The organism is Shewanella sp. 30m-14 (genome assembly GCF_052977125.1).
On sequence record NZ_JBRILW010000003.1, the window covers coordinates 194,527 to 219,292 of the forward strand.

Here is a 24,766-nt window from a genome sequence, read left to right on the forward strand (position 1 = left end):
TGCGCGTTTGCCAATCAGCTTACTGCCCGGTGTGACTAATGTAATTAGCGACACCGTCGAGGAACATCTGCACCGAGATCATCACCAGTACCATCCCCATAAGACGCTCGACAGCAGTTAGGCCTTTTTCACCTAAGACTTTAGTGAACGCTTTATAGAACAGCAAAATCACCGCACTTACGCCCCAAGCAGATACCAGTGCGATAGTCCAATCGAGCATGCGCTCATTGTCCGTGTGCGCCAGTAAAATCAATGCGGCTAACACAGAAGGGCCAGCCATTAATGGGATAGCCATGGGTACAATAAAAGGCTCTTCACCTGCCGCCAGACCAACCACGCCACCGGGTTGAGGGAAAATCATCCGAATCGCGATTAAGAAGAGAATAATACCGCCTGCAATACTCACCGACTCAGTGCGTAAATTCAGAAAGTTAAGGATAGCTTCCCCGGCGAACAGAAATAACATCATGATCACCAGCGCAAATAGCAACTCACGGATCAACACGCCACGGCGCTTTTTAGGTTCAATATGACGTAATATCGACGCAAAAATAGGTAAATTACCTAAAGGGTCCATAATAAGAAATAACATGACTGCCGCAGAGAAAGTATCCATAAGTAAATAATTCTATTCGCTGTAAAATATAATATTCTATAGTGTTTAACCGACAACTTAACAAATAGCAGCCAAACAACACCACATAAATTCACAATTAACTTGAATTAGTTGCGACTGAGTATCAATGTAAATTCAACATTGCACTCTGCTAATTCGCCACAACACTGGTATACTATGGCGTTTTTTCCGTGCTGCCGGTTTAATTTGGAACTCAATGCTGTATCTCTTAGCTAGCTGTATCGCACTATTATTAGGTCCGCTGTTTTATCGATTCTTTTCGGCAGGCAATGGATTACAAAAAGGCCTAGACGGATTTATATTCGTGTCTCTGGGCGGCTTAGTGCTGATCCATATTCTTCCTGAGCTATTAGAACATGGCGGATTTCTGGCCATTGTATTTGTCGTTATCGGCATGTGGGGGCCCACTCTCAGCGAGCGTCTGTTCCACCGCTATTCAGAAGTGACCCACAATCTCACCTTAATTCTAGGTATTGGCGGCCTATTGCTGCATACCATCACAGATGGTGGCGCGATGATCTTAGCCCAGCAAGAGGGCAACTCCATCTTGCTAGCACTCGGCATTATTCTACATAGATTACCTGTAGGCGTTGCGATCTGGTGGTTACTCAAACCACAAGTCGGCAGTCGCTGGGCAATGGTGGTATTAGCTGCCATGATGCTACTTACCTGTGTAGGCTATTTTGCTGGTGAACAACTACTGTCGCAGTTAAGCCTAGAAAATACAGTTTACTTACAAGCCTTTGTAACAGGCTCAATCTTGCATGTGGTGCTGCATCAGCCTCACGGCTCACCCGACACTGACAAGCAAGGCAAATACGAATATCAGGCTGGTATCGGCAGCTTGTTGGGTATCGTTTTACTGGTACTACTGCTAATGGTAGATTCAGGCGGTCACGAGCATCATCACCATAGTCATACAACAGAACACCTGCTCGACTGGATGCTGACGATAGCCCCAGTGTTATTACTGGCTTACGCGGTGGCGAGTCTGCGCTTTCATTATGGACTCACGCCTCATGATCAGCAGTTAAGCCGTCTCTGGTTACAACGATTACTTGGCCCTGAAGCCATTATCATTACCGGCTTACTTTTAGGACCAACATTTGCGTTATTACAAGCAATCTCGGTACTGATTATTGGCTGGCAATTGACACGCTGCAATGTTGAGCCGACGGATCCCCATGACCACCTTCCCGCTTCAGCGTGGCGCTTTGGCTTCGCACACTTAGTTGACCGCAGTGCGCCATGGATCCTATTGAGCCTAGTGTTAGCCAATCTAATTGGTCACCCTGCAGTGCCATTATCGAGCCCGCTAGTACAGGTTATTGTGCTGTTATTGGTATTTTTACCTATGCGCTTCTGTAATTTAGGTGCTGCGGTATTATCTTTATCGTTAGCCTACAGTGGCTGGACGACCACAGCGGTTATGCTGCCATTAATCGCCGCGCCAATATTTAATTTAGCTCAGCTAAAATTGATGAATTGGACGCAAAAGGCCAGCTTATTTGCGCTACTGATCACCTTGCTAGGTGCAATTGAGTTATTACACCCTAAATGGCAAGCCCTGGTTCATCTGCCTGCCACGCTAAACAATATCTGCTTAATCATAGTGGCTATCTTGTTTGCAACCAGTTTGCTTCGCCTTGGGCCACGTAAGTTCTTGAGTCGATTAATGCTACTTAAGCCTAAATCACATGCCCATGTTCACGCTCACGGGCACGCACATTCAGACAAGCATGCGCACTCTGATGCACAAGAACATAACAATAGTCATGCGCATAACCATGGCCATAAAAAGAAGCATAACCACAAACATCATCACTAGGCTTTAGACATTAGACTTTAGGTTCTAAACCTCTAGTCGCTAGCTTTTCTAAGTCATGGGCATTAACCTGTATCCATGACTTAGATTTGAGCTTTGTTTATGTGCATTCTATTTGTAGCCCTGCAAACCCACCCCGAATTCCCATTAATCATCTGCGCGAATCGCGATGAGTTTCACTATCGGCCAACCGAACCCGCTCATTTCTGGCCCGCATTAAATCAGTCACATAAACTGCTAGCCGGAAAAGATCTCGAAGCCGGTGGCACCTGGCTTGGAGTAAACCAGCAAGGTAAGGTTGCCGGCCTCACCAATATTCGCGCGCCAGAACTTAACCAAAATAACATGAAAAGCCGGGGTGAACTGGTGCTAAAAGCCCTTGAGGCTGATGGTATAGATCAACGCTGGTTGCAGGATTACAGTCGCTTCTACAATCCATTCAATTTGCTCTTTGGCGACGAACACCTGTTGCAATGCTTCGATAGTCGCAGTCAAACGCTGACTACTCTCAGCCGCGGATTTCACTCCATCAGTAATGGTGCGCTAGATGACATTTGGCCTAAGATGGCTCGGGGCACTCAAGCAATAGAACAGCACATTAGCAATCACACCACGCCCGATATCGACGCCTTACTCAATATAATGACCGACAATACCCAAGCGCCCGATGCAGAGTTACCGGCAACAGGCGTGAGTGTAGAGTGGGAACGCCACTTATCATCAATCTACATTCAGCATGAAGAGTATGGTACTCGCTCGACCAGCATTATTTTAAAAGACAAACAGGGCAAGATACATTTCACTGAAGTGAGGTATGATGGCAAGGGGCGAAACTTAGGTAGGGATGAGTTCGTTATAGCGCCAGCAAGTTAAGCTGGCTTTTTTGCGAGCCGAATATTGAGCTCATCTGATATTGTACTCACCTTAGAGCGAGTTCAAGCAATAGTAAGATGAGCGTCTCCGGTATTAATCTTTTACTTTACGCTCATCTATCACAGCATGCCCAATCAAAAAGAGTGAGCCTATAACCAGTAAGGCCGCAGGTAATATAAACGCCATATAAACTCCTTACTTTTGTTAAAGCTATCAATATCAAGCTTTGCAGTCTAAAAGTTTGCTCGCTCAGCGAGAGGTTAGCTAATGACAGTTTTAGTCTAGCAGGCTCAATCCGATGTGTGGTCATGAGTGATCACCCAGCGATCATCGATTTTTTCAACCAGCAAAGTAAACACACCATTAGGGTTATCTTTAGCTCGCTCTAGTGACCAGCGTCCGACAACGATCGCCGCATAGTTACTTAGCATCTTGGTTTCTTTAATCGTAAAAGTGAGTGCGCCTAAAGCCGCCTTGTCTGGATAATGCTTCTTGTATGCCGCTAAGGTTTTATCCCAGCCGTAGCTAAATTTGCCATTCGACACAAAACGCATTTTGTCGTTATTCCAATAGCCTTGCATGTAAGCATCCAAGTCACCGCGATTCCATGCAGCCTGTTGTTCAGCCAAAATACTCGCAATATCATCCGTTGGCACAGCGTTGGCATTAAAGGCCAAACACAACAATAAGACACTGATTCCTTTTTTAAACATTGCCACTCTCCGATCGGGCTTTATTAGGTGTACTATACCCAAATATCCATCTGACGTCTTGCCGCCAATCATAGCTAATGATTGGCTAAAGCGGCAGAAAACATCAATACTCTAAAAAAAGGCCGGAAGGTTTTCGTTATATGTTTCAATTATTTTGGAAAGGGCTGCTAAAACTCATCGGCTGGAAAATATCCGGCGAGCTGCCAAAAGATAAGCAATTTATTGCGATTGTCGCACCGCATACCAGCAACTGGGACTTCATCATTGGGGTTATCGCCCGTGGCGCACTAGGCGTACAAATCAACTTCTTAGGTAAGCATCAACTGTTTATCCCACCGTGGGGCTGGTTTTTTCGTGCTATTGGTGGCACCCCCGTCGACAGACGTCAAAGTAACAATATGGTCGATGCCGTAGCCGAGTTATTTCAAGCCAATCCCAATTTCCGTCTAGCTTTGGCTCCAGAGGGCACCCGTAGCCCAGTATCTCGCTGGAAAACTGGTTTTTATCATATCGCCAATAAAGCTCAAGTACCGATCATAACCGTCGGACTCGATTTCGGTAGCAAGACAGTCGTGATTGCCGAAGGCAAAACACCAACAGGCAACATTCGACAAGATATGAACGAAATCGTCGACTTTTACCGCTCAATTCAAGGCCGTCACCCTAAGGCTATCCCCGACTATAATCCTTAGGTGTTTGCCTAAATAATGTCTGGCGGCTATAGTGCTGCCAGTCATTTAAAATTGTATAAAATCTATGAGCTTTGATACCTGGTTACTCTACCTGTTTGCCATATTGTTGATTGCCGTGTCTCCTGGCACCATGGCTGTATTGTCTATGGGTCACGGCATTCACTATGGTAAGAGTCGCAGCATAGCCACTGCATTTGGCAGCGTCACTTCGGCATTGATATTAATGATGGCGTCAGCTGCCGGCTTAGGCGCCCTGTTAAGCGCGACTGAATACGGCTTTACGATATTAAAATGGTGTGGCGCAGCTTATCTTCTGCTTCTTGGGATTAAATTACTGCTCACCAAGGGCGATGGTAAAGGCTTAGAGCTTAAGACAACCCAAGGTAAAGGCACGCCAAAACAGCTATTTAAACAGGCCTTTTTGGTGGGCATTAGCAACCCCAAAGATCTGCTGTTTTTTGCCGCATTGTTCCCTCAATTTATCGATATTACAGCGCCTCAAGGGCCACAACTGGCCATACTTGCTGCAACTTGGGCCGTGGTAGATTTTAGCTTTGTCATGATCTACGCCAGCATGGCGAATGTGCTCGCGCCAACACTGAAGTCGAGTAATAAACTGCATTGGTTTGATAGAACTAGCGGTGGAGTATTTGTGGCATTAGCGGCAATTTTGGTGACTCGCGAAAACTAATTTCTCACCAATACCAATCAGTGTAAGCCACAAAATAAACAGCCAGGATTAATACTGATGAGTGTAAACCTGGCTGTTACTATGTATCGCAATATCAAGAAAAGATTAATGCTTCAAGCTGCGAACATCCGCTCCCGTCGGGCCTTGGAATACTCTTAAACCAAATTCAGGCAATATCGCAAACAGGTGATCAAATATATCGGCCTGAATGCCCTCGTAAAAATCCCATCTTGTATCGTTAGTAAACACATAAAGCTCGATAGGGACGCCTAGCTCGGTTGGTGCCAGTTGACGCACCATCAGCGTCATATCTTTACGGAGCTTATCGTGCTGAGTTAAGTACTCTTGGATATAAGCCCTAAAAGTACCTAAGTTGGTTAGATGACGGCTATTCACATACATGTCTGCATCTTGTACATGAGCGTTATATGTAATGATCTCCGCCGACTTTGCAGAGAAATAGTCTTTAAGATGATTGATCTTGCTTAAGCTACGCATATCATCTTCAGTTAAAAAGCGCACCGATTGAATGTCAATTTGTATCGCACGTTTGATCCGTCGCCCACCAGATTCAGACATGCCACGCCAGTTTCTGAAGGCCCCAGAAACCAAAGCATAAGCGGGTAACATGGTCAGGGTCTGGTCAAAGTTGCGCACTTTAACAGTGGTTAACGACACCTCCTCTACTGTGCCATTGGCTCCAAAGTTGTCCATTTCGATCCAGTCACCCGGGCTCACCATACGGTTAGCAGCAAGCTGAATACCCGCCACAAAGCCCAAAATGGTATCTCTAAATACCAACATGACTAAACCCGTCGCGACACCTAAACCACTTAAGAAATAAACAGGTGATTGGTTTGCTAACACTGAAATAGAGATGATGATAGCCACAAAGAACATGAACAATTTAGCCAGCTGCACAAAGCTCTTAATCGGTAATCTACGACTCACTAAATTATAATCAGCGATTTCATTGGCAGCGTCTAACGAGCTATAAATAGCGCGAACGAGCAATACCACAATCATCACGTCGAGTAACCGGTCGCTTAAGCTACTCATTACTTTATGGTCACTCAACGCCAGCGGCATCAAAATATTCAAGATAAGAACGGGAACCAGTATCGCGATCTTCTCGAGTACTTGATGACGCATGAAAATATCGTCCCAATGCGCTTTCGAACGCAGAATAACCATATTCATGGTGGTTACAACGCCGCGCTTGACGAAGAAATAACCAATAAAAGCGATAATAAAGCATGCAACCACCATAATAGCGCTAGACATACCATCTGATGGCTGAGCATCAATGCCGAACTTGGTAAGCCACTCCACTATCGATGAGCGTAATTTCTGATCCAAAATCTCTCTCCACTTTTGATCGACCCCACACGGAGCATCGATCTAAACAAAGCCCAACATCAGTATCGAGCTAGTTCAACACTATTGTTACAAACCGCTATTATTTCGGCTATTTTAGCACTGTTGGTTGACTGTAAACAAAAGATTGAGAACAATCCATCATCCTATGTCAGACGTTTAAGAGATAAGCATGATTAGATTATTAGTAGCCAGCTTAGTCGCTTTATTTAGCCTTAACGCTATGGCAAATGATTACAGCCAAGACGACACCTTCAAACCAGCCCCCGTAATGGCTATAACTGTAGACTATATTCCCGCCGCAGAAGCTATGTACGGTATCACCGTTGCGCCTCGCCATTATGACCGTGACTATGCCGACTGGGGCTATTACATAGGTTATGCCCAGAGTAAAAAAGAAGATGTTTACGTCGAGCCGCCGGGTGAAGCCTACACTCGTGACACCCTCTGGCGCTTTGGCCTCAGTTATTCACTCACCAGTGATCTCAGCCTCTATGGCGGTGCCGCGGCCTATACAACAGAGTATTCTTCAACCACCAATATCGTCCCTTATATTGTCGGTGCCGAGCCCGTCTGGGAAACAGATAAAAATACCACATGGGGAGCAGAAGTCGGCCTGCGTTACGTTATAGGTAAACGCCTTATACTAGGCGCTGGCTATAACTCGGCAACAGAGTCCGCAGTCTTTAGCATCGGTTACTCTATGTAAGAGCTAGCGACTATGTATGACTTAGAGATGATGTATAAATTAGAAACTATGTATGAATTAGAGATGATGTATAAATTAGAGACGATGTATAAATTAGAGATGATGTATAAATTAGAGACGATGTAAAACATAATGCTCAAACATCGTCAAAGCATCATTTTCTCAGTTTAAGTTATTCCCAACGGACTAGAGTTACTTACCCCTAATTCAATTAAACATATTGAAAGTTCTGCAAAATAAAATCGCACCTTTAACTTGATATTCCCCAGCTTTAAAAGACGTAAAAGGTGTATTACCGGAAAAATGATGCTGTTTAAAAAACACATTATCGACATGAACACATGACTCTGTATAGTCCGCCGTTTTTACAGCACCCATCCCCATATTTATAACGACAAAAACGAATCCCAGCGCAACAATAGCAATGATACAAACATTCAATATTTTCATGATTCCCTTCTTTATAAAGTCCCTACAATCATACTCATAATATTGTTTAATGTTATAAAGTTAACTGCTGTTTAAATTTTGCAGGGAGTGTACTGTATCGCTTATATTTCGTCCACCCGCTCAAGCAACAGTTCACCCCAAGCGATGCGTTCGAGCTTATACTTGAGTCTCATCATGAGTATAGGGTTGCAACGCAGGGATCATAAAGCCAGCATAGAGGCAGGATAGTTTTTTAGTGCGACCCTTAAGTTCTGAAACGTTTAAATCTCTACCGTTTAAATCTAACTTCATGCAGTATCAATCCTTTAGTAGTTTGTCTATGCTAAGCCAATCTCAGTTAATAGGTTAACACTCATGTATAAAACCCTGCGAATCTACGCCTCGATTGCGTTCTTAATGTTTTCTATCCCAGCTCTAGCTGAAGAAGTAACAAGAGTTACCTTAGAAAATGGCGCCACGGTTAAACTAAACGACGACTTTACTTGGGAATATGTCATTCTTGAGAGTCAAACAAAGCCTGATACCGCAGTGCCTGTCACTCTACCAGCAACTGTCGGCGCTGCAGCGATTGCAGACAGTACAGCGGTTGCAAAAAGTGCAGCAGTAGCAGGAAGCGCAACCGCAGTAGAAAATACAACTGCCACAAAGAATGCAACGCGAGCAACAACGGCAGCTGTGCCAACAACACTACCGGCTAACACAGAAACACTGACATCAAATGCTATTGCACAATCTGAACTATTAAAATCAACTGCTAAAAGCGGCGTAAAAGTCAGCTTGTTAAACAGCCAATGGGATGACGATGGCCGTCTTGGACTCACATTCGATCTGAGCAGTAACAGCCCTGAGCACTATGTAATGATTCAGTTAGAGATCAGCCTATTCGCCGATTCAGGTGCATTAATCAAAAAAGAAACCGTCAAGGTATGGCAGGCTATTTTCAGAATGCCAGATACTTATCTTCGCAAAGGACAGACTCGCGATAGCCGCGTATTCTGGGTAGAGGGCATCGACAAAGCTCAGTGGAGCAAGCAGCTGATGAGTTTAAAAATCGGTGAGATGGATTCACGCATGTAAGCAATAGCGAAATGAATACCTAAGCGCACAATCGAAGCCTGCGGTGCTCTACCAACGCAGGCTTTTTGCTTTATCCCGCCCGCCCAGCTGCGATAATACTATTCTAAGTTTTCCATAAATCTATTTACAACAACAGAAATAAAACCATTAAATAATACTATCAACACTAACAAGTATAAAAAGCACACCTAAACCAAGTTAACTTAATTCAAAATAATTATATTTTCAGGACATTCAAAAAGTATTTATTAAACCAATAAAAACTATTTCATTAAATTTATCAAAAACACACAAAACAAAATCAAAACGCCACCCAAGTGCTTACACAATCAAGCACACTAGTCACTAGCTAACTACACACTCAAAATATTAGACAGCTTATTACACACTGAGATTAATCTTTAATATAAGTAAAAAATAATTTTTTACTCTTTTTCGCTAGCGACAGATCTAACTTTAAAATGGCGAAAAAAACGTCTCAGCTCTACTTCACTAAGCGACAGCCAAAAAAAGGGCCCTTAGGCCCTTTTTGCAACGACTAACTGGATCTACAACCTATAGGCTTGGCAAAATACCGGCTGGCAAGTAAGCGTTATAGCTAGCGGTGATCAGTAGATCGGTGGCCGCTTCGATATCTGGGCCGAAGAAACGGTCCTTATCGTAGTAAGTCACCAGCTCACGTAACTCTGCTTTGGCTTTAGCCACGGCGAACGCTGGTTGCAGTGGACGACGGAAATCTAAACCCTGCGCTGCAGCAAGCAGTTCAACCGCCAATACACCACGAGTGTTTTCTGACATGTCGCGTAGTCGGCGCGCCGCAAAGGTTGCCATCGACACGTGATCTTCTTGGTTCGCCGATGTCGGTAAGCTGTCTACTGATGCAGGATGGGCGTAAGTTTTGTTCTCTGATGCCAATGCAGCAGCCGTTACCTGCGCAATCATAAAGCCTGAGTTAACCCCGCCGTTTTCAACCAAAAATGGAGGCAGTTTCGACAGATTAGAGTCAATCAACAACGCGATACGGCGCTCAGCGATAGAACCAAGCTCAGCAATCGCAATCGCTAAGTTGTCCGCAGCCATAGCCACAGGCTCGGCGTGGAAGTTACCACCAGAGATAATATCGCCAGTGTCTTGGAACACCAGTGGGTTGTCGGTTACGCCGTTAGCTTCTGTGCCTAGCACGTCTGCCGCGTGGCGAATTTGAGTTAAACATGCGCCAAGCACCTGTGGCTGACAACGCAGTGAGTAAGGATCTTGTACCTTTTCACAGTTAACGTGATCTAAGCTGATCTCTGACTCATCACCGAGCAGATGACGGAACACAGCCGCCGAATCAATCTGACCTTTTTGACCACGAGCAGCGTGAATACGTGCATCAAACGGGCTACGACTGCCCATTGCCGCTTCAACGCTCATGGCACCAATCACTGAGCTTGCAGCAAACAGATCTTCTGCGTTAAACAGACCTTCAAGTGCTAATGCCGTTGAAGCTTGAGTACCGTTAAGCAGTGCTAACCCTTCTTTGGCCGCCAGTTCAAGTGGTTTAAGCCCGGCGATTTCAAGACCCTGCGCGGCGCTAATTAACTGACCTTTATAACTCACTTCGCCTTCTGCAAGCAGTGGCAAACACATGTGTGATAGCGGCGCTAAGTCACCCGATGCACCGACAGAACCTTTCTCTGGCACACAGGGATAAACTTCAGCATTCACCAGTGCGATCAGGAAGTTGATCACCTCTAAACGAATGCCAGAAAAACCACGGCTCAGTGAGTTGATCTTCAATACCATCATCAAGCGCACAGTCGCATCGCTCATAGGTTTGCCGGTACCTGCAGCGTGAGACAGCACAATAGAGCGCTGTAGCAGTTGCAGGTCGTCAGCAGCAATCTTGGTGTTTGCCAACAAGCCAAAGCCGGTGTTAATACCGTAAACTGTGCGGCCTTCATCCAATACTTGCTGTACTAGCCCTGCACTGGTGTTGATATCGGCGATAGCACTTTGTGCTAGCTCTAATGTTACCTTGCCACGACTGATCTCACGGATTTGCGATAGGGTTAACGTACCCGGAGTTAATACTAAATGACTCATGTTAATGCCTCTTATTCTTATACTGCTCGATGAGAGCGGCTTATAGCATTGGCAGGTCTAAGCCCTGCTCTTTTGCACATTTTTTAGCGATATCGTAGCCCGCATCGGCGTGACGCATCACCCCTGTTGCCGGGTCATTCCACAGTACCCGACCTAAGCGCGCCGCAGCGTCATCACTGCCATCTGCCACAATCACCACACCTGAGTGCTGGCTAAAGCCCATACCAACACCACCGCCGTGATGCAAGGATACCCAAGTGGCACCGCTTGCCGTGTTCAGTAGTGCGTTCATTAACGGCCAATCCGATACCGCATCAGAACCATCGAGCATAGATTCTGTTTCGCGGTTAGGGCTAGCAACAGAGCCGGAATCTAAATGGTCGCGACCAATCACAATTGGCGCAGAAAGCTCGCCATTTTTTACCATTTCGTTAAAGGCGAGTGCCAAACGAGCACGATCTTTTAAGCCTACCCAGCAGATGCGTGACGGCAGACCTTGGAAAGCGATACGCTCGCGCGCCATATCTAACCAGTTGTGTAGATGTGGATTATCAGGAATAAGCTCTTTTACTTTAGCGTCAGTTTTATAGATATCTTCTGGGTCGCCAGACAGTGCCACCCAGCGGAATGGGCCAATGCCCTCACAAAATAGCGGACGTACATATGCAGGCACGAAACCGGGGAAGTCAAAAGCGTTTTCAACGCCTTCTTCAAATGCCATTTGGCGGATGTTGTTACCGTAATCGGTGGTCGCCGCGCCTGCAGCTTGTAGCGCCAGCATGGCTTTTACTTGCACTGCCATTGACTGCTTGGCCGCTTTAACCACTGCCGCTTCGTCAGTTTTACGCATTTCAATCGCTTGCTCTAGCGTCCAGCCTTGTGGCAGGTAACCGTTTAGCGGATCATGCGCCGAGGTTTGGTCAGTCACTACATCAGGGGTAATACCGCGTTCAACCAGTTCGGCAAATACGTCAGCTGCGTTACCAAGCAGACCAACCGAAACGGGCTTGCCATTAGCATTAGCTTCATCAATCATCGCTAAGGCTTGATCAAGGCTAGTGGCTTTTTTGTCGACGTATTTGGTCCGTAGACGGAAATCTATACGAGTTTCATCCACTTCACAGGTCAATACTGAGTAACCCGCCATAGTGCCCGCTAGAGGCTGCGCGCCGCCCATGCCACCTAGGCCACCGGTTAAGATCCACTTGCCTGCAGACGAACCATTAAAGTGTTGCTTAGCCATAGCAACGAACGTTTCGTAAGTCCCTTGGACAATGCCTTGTGAGCCGATATAGATCCACGAACCTGCTGTCATCTGGCCATACATGGCCAACCCTTTTTTATCTAACTCATTAAAGTGTTCCCAGTTAGCCCAATGTGGCACTAGGTTAGAGTTAGCGATGATCACCCGTGGTGCGTTACTGTGGGTTTTGAATACGCCAACTGGCTTACCCGACTGCACCATTAAGGTTTCGTCTTCTTCAAGGCGCTGCAGTACCTCAATGATTTTGTCGTAACACTCCCAGTCACGTGCCGCACGGCCAATACCGCCATAAACCACTAAGTCTTCAGGACGCTCAGCCACATCGGGGTGCAGGTTGTTCATCAACATTCGCATAGGTGCTTCAGTCAGCCAGCTCTTACAGCTGAGTGTTGTTCCTGTCGGCGCTATAATGCGGCGGCTCGGATCATGTCTCTTATCCATCGGTACTACCTCGTTCAATTTGTTTTTATGTTTTTCTTATCAGCTTATTTTTAAGCTTTATATTTACTGTCTTACTGTCAATTCTTTGGTAAATCATTAGTGAATCATTGCTAAAGCGTTTTGTTGATCGCTTTTACTTACATAGCGGCAGCCCACTGCGTCTTTACTCCCCAGCGTCTTTAACTAAAGGTCAGGTGGCCACCTAATTTAAATCGACTGCCGGGATGCACTAAGCGTGCAAAACTCACCACACCTTGGCGTGACCAAGTTCGGCGAGTAATCTGTAAACACGGCTCTGTGGCGGCAATTTGTAACAGGGCTAACTGCGCAATATCGGCCATTTTGGCCTCGATAGTGTGCTTAGCTTCGGTTAACGGTGCCACCATAGATAAATATTCATGGGGAGTTTGCAGCGTAAAATCTTGCGCTAAATACTCGGGTACCAGTTTAGGGTTAACAAAGCGCTCTTCTAGCTGCAGCGGTGTACCTTGCTCGCAGTGGACTAATACCGACTGATAAACCGCGCGGCCCTCTTCTAGCCCCAGCGCAATCGCAATCGCGCCCGTTGCCGTGGTTTGAGTCAGCAACACTTGTTGCACACTATAACCGTGACCACGGTCTTTGATCTCATCGGCAATATTGCGGATCGCCATCATCGAAGACTGGGTTTTTAGGCCTGCAACGAAAGTGCCTAAGCCTTGAGAGCGCTCTAATACGCCTGATTCGGTTAGCTCAGTAACGGCGCGACGCGCCGTCATGCGGCTGCAATTAAACAACTCGGCCAATTGATTTTCAGATGGCACACGGCTGTCTTCAGCCCATTCGCCAGACTCAATTTGCGCTAAAATATATTGCTTAATCTCTTCAAACTTTGGCGTTGCCATTAACTATCCCGTTGCTATTAAACTTGCTGCCCGCTATTTACATGCTCAAAAACTCGGCTACAATCCTAGCTTGTATATACAAGTAAATACAAGCTAGCTCACAAATTAATTTTAGTGCTGATATTTGGTGTTAGTATTCAAGTGCCACAAAAAACAACCTTAAAGAGAACTGCATCATGTCATGGGATCAAGTCTGGATAGATATCAACATCGCTACAATGTCGCCAAACATTTCAGCGCCTTACGGTGCCATTACCGATGCAGCGCTTGCTGTACAGGACGGCAAAATAGCTTGGGTTGGTAAGCGTAGCGAACTGCCTGAATTTGATGTATTCGCTACCCCAATTTACAAAGGTAAAGGTGGCTGGATCACCCCTGGATTAATCGATGCCCACACCCATTTAATATTTGCAGGCAACCGCGCTAATGAATTTGAACTGCGTCTACAAGGCGCGAGTTACGAAGAGATCGCCCGCAGCGGCGGTGGCATCATTTCAACCGTCAAAGCCTGCCGCGAAGCCGATGAAGCCGAACTATTTGAGCTGGGTCGCCAGCGCCTAAACGCACTCGCTAAAGAGGGCGTGACCACAGTAGAAATCAAGTCAGGTTATGGCCTAGATATCGAAACCGAGCTGAAAATTCTACGCGTCGCCCGCGAACTAGGTAAGCATCATCATGTAGACGTTAAAACCACCTTTTTAGGCGCACACGCTATTCCACCAGAATACAAAGACGCTCTCGGTAGTACAGAAAGGAGCGATGCCTATGTGGATCTGGTGATCAACGAAATGTTACCGCGCGTGATTGCAGAAAACCTTGCCGATGCTGTCGATGTGTTTTGCGAGAATATCGCCTTCAATTTAGAACAAACCGAACGCGTACTCACCGCCGCAAAAGATGCTGGACTGGATATCAAATTGCACGCAGAGCAGCTTTCTAATATGGGCGGCTCTGCCTTAGCAGCCAAGCTTGGCGCTAAATCGGTAGATCACATCGAATATCTTGATGAAGACGGCGTAAAAGCATTAAGCGAAAGCGGTACCTGCGCCACAATTCTTCCCGGCGCATTTTACTTTTTACGTGAAACCCAACACCCGCCAATCGACTTGCTGCGCAAATACAAGGTACCTATGGTGGTCGCCAGCGACTATAACCCGGGCTCATCACCAATATGCTCAAGCTTATTGATGCTCAATATGGCCTGTACGTTACTGCGTTTAACGCCAGAGGAAGCGTTAGCAGGCATGACCCGCAATGCCGCCAAGGCGTTGGGCATTGATGACCATGTGGGCGTTATCGAGGTCGGCATGACCGCCGATTTCTGTATGTGGAATATCAGTACCCCAGCGGAGCTAGCGTACACCTATGGTGTGGCATCGTGTGTGGATGTGGTGAAGAATGGTCACCTAGTACACCAATGATGAGCCATGCCTGAGCGATGAGGCTTTCTCATCGTTTGGGTGTTGCTGTTAGTTTTTATTGTATTTGGAACTTCGGAGTAGCTTCCGGCCGCCGTGGTTCCAATTGCTTGCAGCAGGTGCTGGACAGGATGTCCGAATGTCGTGATCACATGGATGTGAAAGAACGACCGTATGTGCAGACACTTCTTAGTCACGCTTTACATCATCAGCCTTTTAAGCAAAGCAGCTTAACTGTTTCTGCTTTTTGTATCTAATCACCTCAAAGGTAACTTACTGCACTGATGCAGCTAATGACCTGCGGTCGGCGCATGTGCAGACACTGCCGTGACACGCTGTAAATCCATCCCTGGAAGCTCGGCCATGACGTCCATGTCATGGACGGTCACGGCCGTATCTACACCGAGTTAGAAAAGCGATATCCTTAGCTCTGTAGGAAATATCTATTGCAGGGCCTTTTTCTGCTCAGACAATTCATCATCTTGGCTTTGCATATCTATAGCTCCAGCGATTTTATTTTCTTCATCTGCTAAAACCTTATTTGCTTTTTCATCTAGGTGCCTAGCCATTCGAGAGAACCCTGGGATTTTCGCCAATTTAACCACTGCATCAGCCATCTGAGAGCTTTTATCTAACGCATCCATTAAAGGATGATCACTTTTGTTATAGTCAGAAATTAATTTGCCCGGATTTTCTGAGTTCACACTGACTAAGTTAAAGAGTAACTTTAGCTTCAACTCTTCAGCAATATTCGTATCACCAATCCCACTAACCTGAGTAGAAAGCCCCTCAAATGTCCTACTAATAACACCTTTATGCGTATATTCTTCAATTAACCTCTTAGAAAGCTTATAACTTTTATTGGCTGAATAGGCCATCCATAGAACAGGAATATAGAGGGGCATCATGGCAAAAACTAAATAAGGCATATCTTTTATTATAGTTATAACCTCCACGTCATCACCCAATCTCAATGCGTTGAAAATAAATGGTATTAGTGAAATAAATACCAGTCCAGTTATGGAATATTTAAAAGTTTTATTATGCTTTTCAGATTCTAATTTTTCAGCCTTTGTTTTGGCTTCATATGCTGAAGCTAATCCAGCAGTTAAGGCATCGGGAAGTAAGTCACTAATTCTTTTCACAACGTCAGAGTGGGATTTATCACATAAAGAAATATGCTCTTGAAAAGTTGCTTTCGCATCAGTTTCAATAAGCTTTAACGATTGCTCTATTTCTTGTTTAGAACTCTCATATTGGCTAGACAATTGCTCAATGCTATCCTTGGTCGACTCATACGCATTCTTTAAGTTCTCTATAGTGCCTTCGATATGAATTTCATCTCCAGTAACTTCATCCTGTGTTTCATACCCATAAAGTTCCTGATGTACCTCCTCAGCTTCCTTTTTAATGACTGCGATACTGTTTAATAGCCCTTTTGCTTTTTTTTCAGTGCTTGCCATATCGGCAGATAGTGACTCTATGACTTCTACATCTGCCTCCAAAGACTCTCTTTCTTTTGTTAATTGAATCATTGTGCTGATAGTCTCTTGTGAAGACTCCATAAGCTCTATAAGTTCTGCATGATATTGAGCCACCTCTTTAGCGAGCCCTGATGTCCTGACCCTCAACTCATTAAGATCTACGCTCCCTTCTTCAACTGAAGACAATATCTCTGTTATAGAATCTTTCAATTTAACAATGCAGTCAGCAGCAGCTTCAGCTTCGTCTTTGGCTTCAAGAGCACGATTACGATACTCAGAAGTCTTTCTTTTAGCTTGAGCGGCTTCCCTAACATTCTCTGGAATAGACTCTTTAAGCTCATCTAGCTCATTAGATATTTGAGTTATTTTTTTCCAAATCTCATCTTTTTCTTTAAACAAAAAATCTAACGACATGCTGAAAGTTCTCTAATCAATGTAACTAGCTGTTATGAATAAAATATTATCATGTAAACCAAGCAAGCCATACTTACTTTTGATTACCATATTTGATTGAAAAAGCAGTCTTCAACTATGAATTTAGCCATTAATATCAAGCCTAAATGTAAAGCTAATCATCACAGGAAACACCTATTCCCCATCGAAGTTGCCGAAGTGCGTAGATAAAAATGCCGTAGAGCCATCATGGATGATGGTTCAGGCTCGGGGGGACATGGCCGTTCTCAGGCATCCATGCCATCACGGCATTTGTGAATCCATTCACATCAGATGTCCCATCTGAGCCGTTAGGCGATTTTTATTGAAGCATGAGGCCCGTATCTAATGCATGTAACTTCGTCGGGGGCGGCAGGGGTGATCCAAGAGGGGATTGCTGTTGATCCCCTTTTGGCCGAGTGTGAGCTGGAAGCTCACGACCTTTTATCAAGCGTAGCTTGATTGCCTGTCACTGAAACCTAAGTCAGGCGAAGCCTGATAAGATTTATCAAACGAAGTTTGATCGATTTAAAAAATTGAAATCCAAATGACACAAAAAACAACCTAAGTTTGAAAAATCAAACCTCAACTATGAGGCGGATAACAATTACCATTGTATAATCACCCCACAAAAACCTAACCCACTGATAAATGTCTAAATACTTATTCAAACTACTCATTGCGTTCTGCAGCGTAATCGCTATAGCAAATCACGCTAGCGCTAACAGTAGCAAATTAGACTTGAGCGACTACGATGCCGATGTCGCGGCATTGCTACAGGAGTATCAGGGGCAAGATGCTAACTCGCGGCCAATCGTACCGTCTGTTTTGGTGTTTAATGAGAGCGAACAAGCCTCAACCTACGTCGACTTTAAACGTGGTTTAATCTTGGTCGAAACCAGCAGTAAAGCGCAGCTAAAAGAAGCTGTGGTACAGGTGCTGCTGACCCAAATAGACCCTAAGGTTATCGATGCGCAAACCGCACAAGACTTTGGTTTAATCGGTAAAAAGAAAAAGCCCTTCTTTTGGGGGCAAGTACTCGACCAAGAAGGTAAAGCGATTGAGTTTCAATGGCGGGCATCGCGTTACGCCGACCACCTAGTCGCTAAAAGTAAACGGGTTAACTCGCGCTTTAGAGTCGCGATTCACATGGTGAAAGAACACACCACCATCGCCGGTAACAAGTACATCAACTATGCCCGCAGTGCGAGCCGTAAACACGGCATTAGCACAGATCTAATCATGGCAATTATTGAAACCGAAAGCTCGTTTAACCCATTGGCCCGTTCGCGCTCTAATGCACTTGGGTTAATGCAAATTAAAGCCAATACCGCTGGTCGCGACTACTTCAGCTTAATCCAGGGCTATAAACATACTCCGTCATCGGCTTACCTTTATGATCCGGCCAAAAACATTGAGGTCGGTACGGGCTATTTAAAGATACTTTCAAGCCGTTACCTTAAGGGGATTACACATCCTAAGAAACGTGAATATGCGGTGATCTCAAGCTACAACGGCGGCGCAGGGAATCTGTGGAATAGTCTCGACTCTAGGGGGAATCGCACCAAGGCCTTGGCGCGGATTAATAAGATGACGGTCAGTGAGTTTTATTGGTTTTTAACCCACCGCCATAACCGTGAAGAGACCCGAAACTACCTGAAAAAAGTCAGCAGTAAGCAGAAGAAATATCTTTAATTCATAGACTGTAATTTAGCACTTACAGCCGCCCCTTTATCTCCCACTTTACAGACAAAACGATAGCCCATTGGCTATCGTTTTAACGTGCAATCAGGCGAGCGATTAAAACTTACTTTGCTGTTTATACTTAGCCAGCTGTTTAGCGTACTTGTTCTGATAAAAAGGATGATCGGTAATATCCAATGCTAAGGCCTGATATTTTATCGCCTGCTCTATCTCTCCTAGCTTGGCATAAGCGCCTGCAATGGCATCATAAGCAGTATATGCTTCTGGTGAGTCAGTAATCGCTACCTTATACACCTCAATCGCCTTGCTTGGTTCGGCCTCAAGGTAGCTGTCACCCAGCTGTATTAATGAGCTGGTTGCTGGCACTTTAAAACCATACTTTTGTTCAGTTAAAAACTGATAATGTGCCAAAATAGCCTTTGCACCTTGCTTTGAAATCTCTGAATCTGCCGCCAACACTTGATGGTAATCATCGAATAACTGCTCAATAGCAAAGGCTGTAGCGAGCACAGGTTGCGTCATGTAGTAACTGCCATCAAAACGCTTTATACGGTAATCCAACGTGCTATTCGCATGCGCTTTAATAATGGCTTCCATCTCTGCAAATGACGCAAGCTGCCTCTGTTCAAAGTTACTGTCACTGGTGCTCATAAACAAAAATCGTGGCTTACCTTGCATATCAGCAAGCTTTTTCGGCGCATCTTTAATGACATAGGCAAAATCTTTACTTAGCACAGGGCTTGCTACAAAGTAGGCATTAAACAAGCTGGGGCGATTGATTAATGTGTATAACCCTAGTCCTGCATTGCCGGTAAAACCATTTAAAATGCGAAAACCATTAGTGCGGTATTGCTTGTCGATTGCGGGCAGTAGATCTTGCTCAATATAATCGAGCAGTTTTTGATTGCCCCGCTCCTCTATCGCTAGCCCTTTTAACTCACCTAAGCCCTGATGACCGTCTGGCGCAGTCACAATAATAGTCTCTAACCAGGGCCATTCACCGTTGTGGCTCATCCAGTCATGCATGCCCGCGAGCAAGGCCTGACTTCGTGGTTGAAAATCAACTAACACCACATATTCTTTATCTGGCTTAGTACCGTAGCTAGAAGGAAGGGTCACTATAAACTCAGCCGGTTCGATAAGTGTGGAAGTTACTGTTAGCGGCTCCACTACGCTGGCACTAGCGTTAACATTGGCACTCAAAAAGAGCCAAACTAAACAGATTAAAACAAGTATTCTAGTCATTTTCTTTCCCTGAAATGTCGCTATTTAAGTCAGGCTGTTGCAGCTAACTAATTAAGTGAATGGTTAAGTTAACAGCAGAACATTAAATCAACAACCGTTCTGCCGTTAGATAATCATCATAGCGAGTCACAAGTTTATTATGTGCTAATCAATATCTCGGCTTCATTGGCCAATATGGCAGCGAAATCGTCATCAATCATAAGAAACGGTAAATTTAGTACAAACTGAGACCCGATTACACTAGCCAAAAAGTGCAAATCAGCTTAGGATCTGAGCAATAAATCGATCTCAAATACAAGTCATCCACATTGCGGAGTAACCAAACATTATGGGTATCAGAGCCATCGTTGTAGATACAGCCGGTACGACTACCGACCTTACCTTTATTGAGGATGTACTTTTTCCTTATTCAGCGAAGGTATTACCCGCTTTTCTGGAAGAGAATCAAAATAATGTACTCGTAGATAATTGCATTTGCGATGTGCAAGATATCGCACTTGAGCCTGATGCAAGCCTTGCTCGCGTCACTGAAATTTTACTGCAGTGGATTGAAGAAGATCGTAAGGCTACGCCACTGAAAACTATCCAAGGTTTGATCTGGAAGCAGGGCTATGCCAATGGTGAGTTTAAAGGGCACATCTTCCCTGATTTTATCGAAGCATTAGATGGCTACAAGCAACAAGGTTTACGTGTTTACAGCTTCTCTTCTGGCTCGGTTGAAGCGCAAAAACTATTATTTAGCCACAGCGATGCGGGCGATCTAAACGATAAGTTTAACGGTCACTTCGACACACGCACAGGTAACAAGCGCTTCAAGCAAGCGTATTGCAATATCGTCAACACGATTAGCCTAAGCCCGAAGCAGATTTTGTTTGTATCTGACGTGCTTGAAGAGCTAAAAGCCGCTAGTGAAGCAGGCTTAAAAGTCGTGCAGATGGTACGCGATGATAGCCAACGCACTGGTGACTTTAGAACCATTACTAGCTTTAGCGAACTGAAAATCGACTAAACTAGAGCACATTAAAAAAGGGCCTTTATGGCCCTTTTTTGTTACTTTTTATGGTCAACTTACCACTGGAAAGGCGGGTGAAATACACTTTTTCACTTCAAACCTAAAGCCATCCAGTTGCGCCTTATCTCGATAAACCTCCATGATCTCATAATCGTTTAGCTCAACCACTCTTGAATCAACATCCTTTTGACACCTAGATTTACTGTCAGCTTCAAACTCAAATGCAAAGAGTGCAATCATCTGTCGCACAAATGCTTGGTACTCATAACGTGTCTGCAAATACTCATCTGTCATACCCTTTAGCTCTGTATCTTCGGCACTTATAGTGGTTGCAGTCGGTACCAAGCCAACAGTGATATCACGAGTAATAGTTTGTTGTAACTGCTCTGCTTCAAGCTCTGGCAATACATATAAAACAAGGTGAGCAAGCAAGCCTGTTGCCAACATTAAACGCAATAGCCAAGTGAGTTTTTGAAAATGCACATTTTGGGTCAACTTAGGCAGTTTTATGCCTAATGGCGCGAGCATTAAAGCAAGCATTAAATAGAAAGGTACCAACAACTGCGCGGCGAGAATAACCAGGGCGGTGATAAACACAAACCATACTGGGATATAAAGCAAAATCGCTAAATTGTGAGTATAAGCAACATGCGCGGCAGACACCCCAATCACATCATTGACGACTCCGCCGGCCCAACTCAAAGCAAAGTTAGCCACCACGGCATAAAACAACAACAGCACTGCTTTACCAACTAAGCTATGCCAAATTCGCTCAAAAATAGGTAACAGCTCTATCGTTAACGCCAACACAGTTAACACAGCAACCCAACTAAATGAGTCCGCAAAAATAGCAATTAATCCCGCTAACACATATAGGTATTGCGCGAAAGTCAGTACTGATAGCTTTTGCCCTAAGCCTGAAATTCGCTTTTGGTAGAATCCCTTAACCGAAGACAATATGATTTGAAAAGCTGCGGGCATTGTTATTATTTTTGTTGCCGTCATAAAAAAACTGGCCCCATTCATTATTAATTGCACAAGAAGCGTATACCATAAACGCTTGGCAACAATTTACCAACATTTTCTATTACTATACCCAAGCCACCTGAAGATGCAGGGTTCAGTGGGAATTTAATGCGCTTTAAGCAAGGCGTTGATTGCAGTTAATGGTTGTTCCCTTAGCAAGATCAATAACGCAGCAGAAAGTGCATTAAACCCCATCGAAGAAGGCTTTGCGCAAGGCCTCTGAAATGAGCATGTTCAAGTCGTTTGGGTATATAAGTAAACACGCTTAGTATTTGCCGACTTTCAAGTGCATTATTTTGCTAAATAGCGGCTTTTTAACCTCTCCCAGTTATCACTTTGACGAGCGTACTCCTCTTCACACATCACCGCTCTGTCTATGCCTTGTTCAGAGCCTGCCAGCAGACTTGCATATTTCTCAGGATTGCTACCATAAATTAGGCATACGCTTGCATGGTATCGCTGTGCATCTAGGCTATGTTCATCACTAAAATCACCATCTGCCAGCTCATCAATGCCTTCATCTTCGAGCGCAAATAGGTCAGCTGCACTTAACGCAATTTCTGCGCCCTGTTCAAAAGCATTGATAAGTAATAATGTCGCCAAGGTATCCACCGCATCTTCTTCCCGCCCAAGTACGATTACATCATTAGCGTAAATATAGGCGTGGCCATACTCGTGACCTAATGTATGGAGCAGAGCATCTTGAGTGGCGGTTTTTGGGCTTACTCCCGTTTGCTGATATTCATCTTTGGTAAAGCGATTAAGCACCTCAGTGACGAAGTGATAAGGGATTTCTATTTGCATTGTCTCAGGGTCAAACAATGGTCCATCTTGCGAACCAAACACCACGGTTAATTTGTGCTGCATGGGTAAAGTTAAGTACAGCTGTTGCAACTGTGGCTCAATACTTTTAAGCAATCGATATCCCCTAAGCTCTTGTCGAGTTTCAGCCTCAATAAATTGATTTACTACCGCCGCCTGACTCAGTTGCCCAAAGCTGAGCAGTAACGCGATTGCTAACCATTTAGTCATTCTTTGCATATACCCCCACTTATACTAGTTAGCATTATCCATTGCCTTGTTGCCTGATAAACATGCTGTTATGCTGGTCAAAAGTTAAACGTCCGTTTAAATATTGATACGAATCAACTAGAGAGCATTATGGATAATTTTCTTAAGCAATATCCCATCAACACCCAAATTGTAGTCGCTTGGGGCGAAATGGATGCCTTGCAACACGTTAATAATGTGGTGTATTTCCGCTATTTTGAGACAGCTAGAATCGACTTTTTCAATCAAATTAACTTATTGGAAGAGTTACAAACAACAGCAGTTGGCCCTGTGATTAGCGAAAACCAAGCGCGCTATAAGCGTCCGGTCACCTTTCCTGATACCTTAACGGTTGGTGTTAGCATTAGTGATATTAAAGATGACCGATTCATGATGCACTACAGTGTATATAGCCTGAGCCAAAAAGCCGTCACCACACTTGGCTCATCGCAGGTGGTGATGTTTAACTTTAAAACAGGCCAAAAAGCCAAACTCACGCCAGAGTTAATCGATGCCTTAAAAACCTATGAACAGGCAGCATAATATTTAAGTTTTCGTGTTTAAATTTTAGTGTTTAACTTTAGTATCTAGCGCTGTTACTAAAGCACGTATCAGTAAAAAATGGATGGGAGCCTTTATGAGTGAAGTCGTTCACCTAGTAGATGAAAGTCGATTCGTTATTAACCTAGACGGGGCGCAAGCCGTATTAGCTTATGAGCTGTTTGATAATAGCAGCGCTGACTCACCGGCTCGCCGCTGTAATTTCAACAACACCTACGTGCCGCCGGAGCTGCGTGGCAAAGGCTTAGCTGAAAAACTGGTGCGTAATGGCCTAAGATGGGCCAAATCGCAAGGTTTTGAAATTGAAGCGAGCTGCTGGTACGTGCAGAAGTTTTTGAGCAAAAAATAACAACGTACTCAAACTCAAGGCTCATTTTCACGAGCCCATACTCATTACACTACTCGCCTGTCAGCAACGCTAACTGCTCTCGAATATCAGCACTTAGAGGCTGGCTTTTCTCGCTCGTATAGTCGTAATGCACCATGGTCGTTTGCGCTTCCGCGGTCTTTTTGCCGTTCTGCCAACAGCTTTGGGTTAACTCAAAACTGCTATTTCCGATACGGCTCACCCAGGTTTTTACCGTTACGTCGCTGGCAAAGTAGGTTGGCGCATTAAAGCCGATGGTAAAGCCCGCGACAATCAAGTTCCACTTAGTGAGATCTTGTGTTGGGTTGAAAATTTTGAAAATAGGCTCACGCGCCGCCTCAAACCACACCGGTATAACGGTATTGTTGATATGCCCTAAGGCGTCAGTTTCACAAAATCTTGGTTGTAGTGTCAGGCTAAATGCAGTCTCTTGCACGCTGGTATTCCTTGTTGTTATTGTTATTGCTGAGATCATTATTAGAGTTTTATCGGCTCCATTCTACCGATAAATAGCAGGCTTAAAAGGGCCGCAACGCAATTGCGGTTAACTGCGCTGGAATTAAAGATTTGCAGGTGGAAATACCAATAAATGAATGCAACATTTATGGCCAGACACAAATACCAACACTATCCGTCCATGGGTGTTGGCATAAATGTTCCAGACACAAATACCAACACTATCCGTCCATGGGTGTTGGCATAAATGTTCCAGACATAAATACCAACACTATCCGTCCATGGGTGTT

Annotated in this window: 23 protein-coding genes; 11 read left to right on the top strand and 12 right to left on the bottom strand. The window is 44.7% G+C overall.

Annotation, left to right across the window (positions count from 1 at the left end):
• Window positions 1-19: 19 nt before the first annotated feature.
• The gene (locus ACVBIU_RS03780) at window positions 20-616 is read right to left on the bottom strand and encodes a YhgN family NAAT transporter (RefSeq protein ID WP_447159110.1); all 597 of its coding nucleotides are present in this window, start codon (window positions 614-616) and stop codon (window positions 20-22) included.
• A 217-nt stretch (window positions 617-833) separates the two neighbouring features.
• On the opposite strand from ACVBIU_RS03780, the gene ACVBIU_RS03785 reads away from it, so the two are divergent.
• Both ACVBIU_RS03785 and ACVBIU_RS03790 read left to right on the top strand, forming a co-directional pair.
• Window positions 834-2,465 (top strand): metal transporter, encoded by a 1,632-nt coding sequence (locus ACVBIU_RS03785; protein WP_447163113.1) that lies wholly within the window; start codon window positions 834-836, stop codon window positions 2,463-2,465.
• Window positions 2,466-2,564: 99 nt separating this feature from the next.
• Window positions 2,565-3,335 carry an NRDE family protein gene (locus tag ACVBIU_RS03790; protein ID WP_447163114.1) on the top strand — a complete coding sequence of 257 codons (771 nt, stop codon included), beginning with the start codon at window positions 2,565-2,567 and terminating at the stop codon, window positions 3,333-3,335.
• Between the two features lie 290 nt (window positions 3,336-3,625).
• Here ACVBIU_RS03790 and ACVBIU_RS03795 read toward each other — a convergent pair whose 3' ends face one another.
• Entirely contained in the window at window positions 3,626-4,048 is a 423-nt protein-coding gene (locus ACVBIU_RS03795) for a YybH family protein (protein ID WP_447159113.1), read from the bottom strand.
• 140 nt (window positions 4,049-4,188) lie between these two features.
• Between ACVBIU_RS03795 and ACVBIU_RS03800 the strand changes: the two genes are divergently transcribed.
• Together ACVBIU_RS03800 and ACVBIU_RS03805 are read left to right on the top strand one after the other, a co-directional pair.
• A complete protein-coding gene (locus tag ACVBIU_RS03800; protein WP_447159114.1) occupies window positions 4,189-4,740 on the top strand; it encodes a lysophospholipid acyltransferase family protein in 552 nt (183 codons plus the stop codon).
• A 64-nt stretch (window positions 4,741-4,804) separates the two neighbouring features.
• Window positions 4,805-5,431 (top strand): LysE family translocator, encoded by a 627-nt coding sequence (locus ACVBIU_RS03805; protein WP_447159115.1) that lies wholly within the window; start codon window positions 4,805-4,807, stop codon window positions 5,429-5,431.
• A gap of 105 nt (window positions 5,432-5,536) precedes the next feature.
• On the opposite strand, the gene ACVBIU_RS03810 is transcribed toward ACVBIU_RS03805, so the two are convergent.
• Window positions 5,537-6,790 (bottom strand): mechanosensitive ion channel family protein, encoded by a 1,254-nt coding sequence (locus tag ACVBIU_RS03810; protein ID WP_447159116.1) that lies wholly within the window; start codon window positions 6,788-6,790, stop codon window positions 5,537-5,539.
• 190 nt (window positions 6,791-6,980) lie between these two features.
• On the opposite strand from ACVBIU_RS03810, the gene ACVBIU_RS03815 reads away from it, so the two are divergent.
• Window positions 6,981-7,517 carry a TonB-dependent receptor gene (locus ACVBIU_RS03815; RefSeq protein ID WP_447163115.1) on the top strand — a complete coding sequence of 179 codons (537 nt, stop codon included), beginning with the start codon at window positions 6,981-6,983 and terminating at the stop codon, window positions 7,515-7,517.
• 207 nt (window positions 7,518-7,724) lie between these two features.
• Here the strand turns inward: ACVBIU_RS03815 and ACVBIU_RS03820 are convergent, their stop codons facing one another.
• Complete coding sequence (locus tag ACVBIU_RS03820; RefSeq protein ID WP_447163116.1) at window positions 7,725-7,967, bottom strand: hypothetical protein; 243 nt, start codon at window positions 7,965-7,967, stop codon at window positions 7,725-7,727.
• Window positions 7,968-8,321: 354 nt separating this feature from the next.
• On the opposite strand from ACVBIU_RS03820, the gene ACVBIU_RS03825 reads away from it, so the two are divergent.
• Window positions 8,322-9,044: a DUF3157 family protein gene (locus tag ACVBIU_RS03825; RefSeq protein WP_447159119.1), complete on the top strand. Its 723-nt coding sequence runs from the start codon at window positions 8,322-8,324 to the stop codon at window positions 9,042-9,044.
• A gap of 555 nt (window positions 9,045-9,599) precedes the next feature.
• On the opposite strand, the gene hutH is transcribed toward ACVBIU_RS03825, so the two are convergent.
• The 3 genes from hutH to hutC all read right to left on the bottom strand — a co-directional run bounded on the left by hutH (window position 9,600) and on the right by hutC (window position 13,721).
• Complete coding sequence (hutH, locus tag ACVBIU_RS03830; protein WP_447159120.1) at window positions 9,600-11,132, bottom strand: histidine ammonia-lyase; 1,533 nt, start codon at window positions 11,130-11,132, stop codon at window positions 9,600-9,602.
• Window positions 11,133-11,172: 40 nt separating this feature from the next.
• On the bottom strand, window positions 11,173-12,837 hold the full coding sequence (hutU, locus tag ACVBIU_RS03835; protein WP_447163117.1) for a urocanate hydratase: 1,665 nt from the start codon (window positions 12,835-12,837) through the stop codon (window positions 11,173-11,175).
• A 179-nt stretch (window positions 12,838-13,016) separates the two neighbouring features.
• Window positions 13,017-13,721, bottom strand: a complete 705-nt coding sequence (hutC, locus tag ACVBIU_RS03840; RefSeq protein WP_447163118.1) for a histidine utilization repressor — start codon at window positions 13,719-13,721, stop codon at window positions 13,017-13,019.
• A gap of 176 nt (window positions 13,722-13,897) precedes the next feature.
• On the opposite strand from hutC, the gene hutI reads away from it, so the two are divergent.
• Window positions 13,898-15,142 carry an imidazolonepropionase gene (hutI, locus tag ACVBIU_RS03845; protein ID WP_447163119.1) on the top strand — a complete coding sequence of 415 codons (1,245 nt, stop codon included), beginning with the start codon at window positions 13,898-13,900 and terminating at the stop codon, window positions 15,140-15,142.
• Window positions 15,143-15,582: 440 nt separating this feature from the next.
• On the opposite strand, the gene ACVBIU_RS03850 is transcribed toward hutI, so the two are convergent.
• Complete coding sequence (locus tag ACVBIU_RS03850; RefSeq protein WP_447163120.1) at window positions 15,583-17,037, bottom strand: hypothetical protein; 1,455 nt, start codon at window positions 17,035-17,037, stop codon at window positions 15,583-15,585.
• 759 nt (window positions 17,038-17,796) lie between these two features.
• Here ACVBIU_RS03850 and ACVBIU_RS03855 point away from each other — a divergent pair.
• Entirely contained in the window at window positions 17,797-18,750 is a 954-nt protein-coding gene (locus tag ACVBIU_RS03855; RefSeq protein WP_447163121.1) for a murein transglycosylase domain-containing protein, read from the top strand.
• Between the two features lie 105 nt (window positions 18,751-18,855).
• Here the strand turns inward: ACVBIU_RS03855 and ACVBIU_RS03860 are convergent, their stop codons facing one another.
• Window positions 18,856-20,004, bottom strand: coding sequence for an alpha/beta hydrolase-fold protein (locus ACVBIU_RS03860; RefSeq protein WP_447163122.1), 1,149 nt, complete (start codon window positions 20,002-20,004; stop codon window positions 18,856-18,858).
• Window positions 20,005-20,332: 328 nt separating this feature from the next.
• Between ACVBIU_RS03860 and mtnC the strand changes: the two genes are divergently transcribed.
• The gene (gene mtnC, locus ACVBIU_RS03865) at window positions 20,333-21,013 is read left to right on the top strand and encodes an acireductone synthase (protein ID WP_447163123.1); all 681 of its coding nucleotides are present in this window, start codon (window positions 20,333-20,335) and stop codon (window positions 21,011-21,013) included.
• A gap of 54 nt (window positions 21,014-21,067) precedes the next feature.
• Here mtnC and ACVBIU_RS03870 read toward each other — a convergent pair whose 3' ends face one another.
• Both ACVBIU_RS03870 and ACVBIU_RS03875 read right to left on the bottom strand, forming a co-directional pair.
• Window positions 21,068-21,997 carry a hypothetical protein gene (locus ACVBIU_RS03870; RefSeq protein ID WP_447163124.1) on the bottom strand — a complete coding sequence of 310 codons (930 nt, stop codon included), beginning with the start codon at window positions 21,995-21,997 and terminating at the stop codon, window positions 21,068-21,070.
• Between the two features lie 336 nt (window positions 21,998-22,333).
• Window positions 22,334-23,083 (bottom strand): DUF4344 domain-containing metallopeptidase, encoded by a 750-nt coding sequence (locus ACVBIU_RS03875; protein ID WP_447159128.1) that lies wholly within the window; start codon window positions 23,081-23,083, stop codon window positions 22,334-22,336.
• Between the two features lie 120 nt (window positions 23,084-23,203).
• Here ACVBIU_RS03875 and ACVBIU_RS03880 point away from each other — a divergent pair, with 120 nt between their 5' ends.
• Together ACVBIU_RS03880 and ACVBIU_RS03885 are read left to right on the top strand one after the other, a co-directional pair.
• Window positions 23,204-23,635 (top strand): acyl-CoA thioesterase, encoded by a 432-nt coding sequence (locus tag ACVBIU_RS03880; protein WP_447163125.1) that lies wholly within the window; start codon window positions 23,204-23,206, stop codon window positions 23,633-23,635.
• A 94-nt stretch (window positions 23,636-23,729) separates the two neighbouring features.
• Window positions 23,730-24,002 (top strand): GNAT family N-acetyltransferase, encoded by a 273-nt coding sequence (locus ACVBIU_RS03885; RefSeq protein WP_447159130.1) that lies wholly within the window; start codon window positions 23,730-23,732, stop codon window positions 24,000-24,002.
• A gap of 49 nt (window positions 24,003-24,051) precedes the next feature.
• Here the strand turns inward: ACVBIU_RS03885 and ACVBIU_RS03890 are convergent, their stop codons facing one another.
• The gene (locus ACVBIU_RS03890; protein ID WP_447163126.1) at window positions 24,052-24,456 is read right to left on the bottom strand and encodes an acyl-CoA thioesterase; all 405 of its coding nucleotides are present in this window, start codon (window positions 24,454-24,456) and stop codon (window positions 24,052-24,054) included.
• Between the last annotated feature and the right edge of the window lie 310 nt (window positions 24,457-24,766).

What these genes read in the sequence shown, in the direction of transcription:
- ACVBIU_RS03875 (WP_447159128.1), bottom strand. Translation starts at nt 23,083, where the DNA reads ATGCAAAGAATGACTAAATGGTTAGCAATCGCGTTACTGCTCAGCTTT.
- ACVBIU_RS03880 (WP_447163125.1), top strand. Translation starts at nt 23,204, where the DNA reads ATGGATAATTTTCTTAAGCAATATCCCATCAACACCCAAATTGTAGTC.
- ACVBIU_RS03850 (WP_447163120.1), bottom strand. Translation starts at nt 17,037, where the DNA reads ATGTCGTTAGATTTTTTGTTTAAAGAAAAAGATGAGATTTGGAAAAAA.
- ACVBIU_RS03815 (WP_447163115.1), top strand. Translation starts at nt 6,981, where the DNA reads ATGATTAGATTATTAGTAGCCAGCTTAGTCGCTTTATTTAGCCTTAAC.
- mtnC (WP_447163123.1), top strand. Translation starts at nt 20,333, where the DNA reads ATGGGTATCAGAGCCATCGTTGTAGATACAGCCGGTACGACTACCGAC.
- ACVBIU_RS03795 (WP_447159113.1), bottom strand. Translation starts at nt 4,048, where the DNA reads ATGTTTAAAAAAGGAATCAGTGTCTTATTGTTGTGTTTGGCCTTTAAT.
- ACVBIU_RS03820 (WP_447163116.1), bottom strand. Translation starts at nt 7,967, where the DNA reads ATGAAAATATTGAATGTTTGTATCATTGCTATTGTTGCGCTGGGATTC.
- ACVBIU_RS03800 (WP_447159114.1), top strand. Translation starts at nt 4,189, where the DNA reads ATGTTTCAATTATTTTGGAAAGGGCTGCTAAAACTCATCGGCTGGAAA.
- ACVBIU_RS03885 (WP_447159130.1), top strand. Translation starts at nt 23,730, where the DNA reads ATGAGTGAAGTCGTTCACCTAGTAGATGAAAGTCGATTCGTTATTAAC.
- ACVBIU_RS03785 (WP_447163113.1), top strand. Translation starts at nt 834, where the DNA reads ATGCTGTATCTCTTAGCTAGCTGTATCGCACTATTATTAGGTCCGCTG.
- ACVBIU_RS03805 (WP_447159115.1), top strand. Translation starts at nt 4,805, where the DNA reads ATGAGCTTTGATACCTGGTTACTCTACCTGTTTGCCATATTGTTGATT.
- ACVBIU_RS03790 (WP_447163114.1), top strand. Translation starts at nt 2,565, where the DNA reads ATGTGCATTCTATTTGTAGCCCTGCAAACCCACCCCGAATTCCCATTA.
- ACVBIU_RS03825 (WP_447159119.1), top strand. Translation starts at nt 8,322, where the DNA reads ATGTATAAAACCCTGCGAATCTACGCCTCGATTGCGTTCTTAATGTTT.
- ACVBIU_RS03870 (WP_447163124.1), bottom strand. Translation starts at nt 21,997, where the DNA reads ATGCCCGCAGCTTTTCAAATCATATTGTCTTCGGTTAAGGGATTCTAC.
- ACVBIU_RS03860 (WP_447163122.1), bottom strand. Translation starts at nt 20,004, where the DNA reads ATGACTAGAATACTTGTTTTAATCTGTTTAGTTTGGCTCTTTTTGAGT.
- hutH (WP_447159120.1), bottom strand. Translation starts at nt 11,132, where the DNA reads ATGAGTCATTTAGTATTAACTCCGGGTACGTTAACCCTATCGCAAATC.
- hutU (WP_447163117.1), bottom strand. Translation starts at nt 12,837, where the DNA reads ATGGATAAGAGACATGATCCGAGCCGCCGCATTATAGCGCCGACAGGA.
- hutI (WP_447163119.1), top strand. Translation starts at nt 13,898, where the DNA reads ATGTCATGGGATCAAGTCTGGATAGATATCAACATCGCTACAATGTCG.
- ACVBIU_RS03780 (WP_447159110.1), bottom strand. Translation starts at nt 616, where the DNA reads ATGGATACTTTCTCTGCGGCAGTCATGTTATTTCTTATTATGGACCCT.
- hutC (WP_447163118.1), bottom strand. Translation starts at nt 13,721, where the DNA reads ATGGCAACGCCAAAGTTTGAAGAGATTAAGCAATATATTTTAGCGCAA.